The sequence below is a fragment of the Amycolatopsis sp. SID8362 genome, assembly GCF_010550475.1.
Taxonomy (GTDB): Bacteria; Actinomycetota; Actinomycetes; order Mycobacteriales; family Pseudonocardiaceae; genus Amycolatopsis; species Amycolatopsis eburnea.
The window spans coordinates 1-2,495 of record NZ_JAAGNB010000313.1; the positions used below are offsets into that span (position 1 = coordinate 1).

At 73.9% G+C, this 2,495-nt stretch carries 2 protein-coding genes; one reads left to right on the forward strand and one right to left on the reverse strand.

Features of this window, described 5'->3' with window-relative positions:
- Positions 1 to 1,495 (forward strand): tetratricopeptide repeat protein (locus G3I65_RS10565; RefSeq protein WP_160695938.1); only part of this gene is annotated, 1,495 nt, incomplete at its 5' end.
- Positions 1,496 to 1,586: 91 nt separating this feature from the next.
- Here the strand turns inward: G3I65_RS10565 and G3I65_RS10570 are convergent.
- Positions 1,587 to 2,357 carry an L-histidine N(alpha)-methyltransferase gene (locus G3I65_RS10570; RefSeq protein WP_160695939.1) on the reverse strand — a complete coding sequence of 257 codons (771 nt, stop codon included), beginning with the start codon at positions 2,355 to 2,357 and terminating at the stop codon, positions 1,587 to 1,589.
- Positions 2,358 to 2,495: the final 138 nt, after the last annotated feature.

Sequence of the window (2,495 nt, forward strand, 5' to 3'; positions counted from 1 at the left end):
CGCCGCGCTCGCCGACGTCCCGCTGCCCGAAGCCGAGCGGCTGACCGGCGTGCTGGTGCGCGCCCACCTCGCGCAGCAGACCGGCGACGACCGCGTCCAGCTGCACGACCTGCTGCGCGTGTACGCCGCCGAGCTCGCGGCCGCCGAGCCGGACGAGAGCCACGCGGCCCAGGAGCGGCTGTTCGACTGCTACGTCCGCTCCGCCGCGCAGGCCATGGACGTGGTCCTGCCGCAGGAACGGCACCTGCGGCCGGTCGTGCCGGACCCCGACGTCAAGGTGATCGAGGCGCAGGCGTGGCTGGAGGCCGAGCGGCGCAACCTCCTCGCCGTCGCCGCGCACGCGACCCGGCACGGCTGGGCCGACCACCTGCGGTTGCTGTCCGGGATCCTGTGGCACTACCTCGACGTCGGCGGCTACCACGAAGAAGCGCTGGTGCTGCACACGCACGCGTCGGCGCTGGCCCACGACGCCGGCGACCGCGCCGCCGAGGCCGAACCGCTGACCCTGATCGCGCTCGGCCACTGGCGCGTCGGCCGGTCGCGGGAAGCCCGGCGCTACCTGGAGGAGGCGCTCGTCCTCGTCCGCGAAACCGGGGACCGGCGCACCGAAATCCACGTGCTCAACACGCTCGGGCTGGTCTGCCGCGCGCTCGGCCGGTTCGCCGACGCGATCACGTACTCGGCGGAAGCCCTGGCCGTGGCGCGGAAGACGGGCGACCGCACCAGCGAAGGCCTGGTCCTGGTCGTGCTCGGCTGCTCCTGCCGCGGCATCGGCCGGTACGCGGAAGCGGCCGGGTACCACCGGGAAGCGCTGGCGCTCGCCCGCGAAACCGCCGACCGCACCAGCGAGGGCTACGCGCTGGTGAACCTCGGCGATGCCTTGTCGGCGCAGGGAAACCACGACGACGCCGCGGTGGCGCTGGCGGAAGGGCTGGAGCACTTCCGGGCCATGGGCGTGCGCGTCAGCGAGGGGTACGCGCTCGGCATCCTCGGCGACGTCGAGCACGCGCGCGGCCGGTACGCCGAGGCCGCGGGCCACCTCGAGCGGGCGATGGAAATCGCGCGCGAGACGGGCAGCCCGACCAACCGCGGGGTCGCCTTGAAGCACCTCGGCGACGTCCGGCTCGCTCAGGGACGGCCCGGCGAAGCGGCCCGCCACCTCGAAGAAGCACTCGGCCTGGCGCGGGAATGCGGCGACCGGGGCGTCGAATCCCGCGTGCTCAACAGCCTGGGCGCGGTGGCGGCCGCGCGCGGGGCGTCGGCGGAGGCGCTCGCGTACCACCGCGAAGCCCTGGCCGTGGCCAAGGAAACCGGCTGCGGTCCCGAACAGGGCCGCGCGCACTGCGGCCTCGGCGAAGTCCACTGTGGACTCGGTGACGCGGTGGCCGCGCGCGAGCACTGGGAACGCGCGCTGGCCTGCTACGCGGGGGAGTGCGTGCCCGGCGCGATCCACGTCCGCAACCACTTGGCGGCCTTGGACCGCGTGGCCGGCTGACGGGGTTCGAGCGCGGCGAGGTCGCTTTCCAGCCGCTGGCGGTCGCGGTCGACGAAGTTGGTGCTGCCCGCCAACCGGGGGCGCCGGGTGATCACGACTTACTCCCGGTGGCCTTGAAGAACGTGTAGTGGAAGGTCTCGGTCCGGTGCAGGTCCGCGACGCCGCGGGCCCAGCTTTCGGCGGTCGCCAAACCGTGGGCGACGGCCGTTTCGCCGACGCCTTCGACCATCGCGGTGAAGGTGTCGCGCGTGAACCCGGTGACGAGGGCGGGCCGGGACGCGTCGGCGTAGACGGTCCGCGGCTCGACCACGACGTCGCCGAAGCCGGCGCCGGTGAGCAGCGGGTACAGGCGCCGCCCGATGAGCGCGTCCCCGCCGGCGTCGGCCTGCAGGCGCACGAGGCAGTCGATCGCGGCCTGCGCGGGTTCGCTGCGCGGGTGGAAGAAGGCCGAGCCGTGGTCGCCCTCGATGACGGTGATCGTGCCGCCGGGCCGCAGCAGGGTCTTCAGGTGGGCGAGGGCCTTTTCCGGCTCGGGCAGGTGTTCCAGCACGAAGCAGACGAAGAGGTGGTCGTACTCGCCGTCGAGGTCGAACAGGTCGGCGTGGCGGAAGTCGACTCCGGTGACCCGGGCCGCGGCCTCTTTCAGCGACGCTTCGGAGACGTCGACGGCGGTCAGGTGCGCGCCGGGGCTGCGGGCCGCGAGGTGGACGGTCTGGGCGCCGACGCCGCAGCCGACCTCCAGCACGCGGCTGCCGGCGGGGAACGCCGTCCCGGCGTGGAGGAGTTCGGCGAGGGTGTCGGCCTGGTCGCCGAGGCGGCGGGCTTCGGGAGCGGCGTATCCGTGCACGTAAGTGGTGTCCATGAACCCAGCGTGCTGCGACAATGGTCTGGTGGACAGAGCCAAAGCAGGCCCTTCGGAGGGGTCCATAGGGTCGGACTTCCTCCAGCTCGACGTCCGCGAGGCGCCGCCCGGCGGGCTCGCGGACTGGCTCGCCGGCCG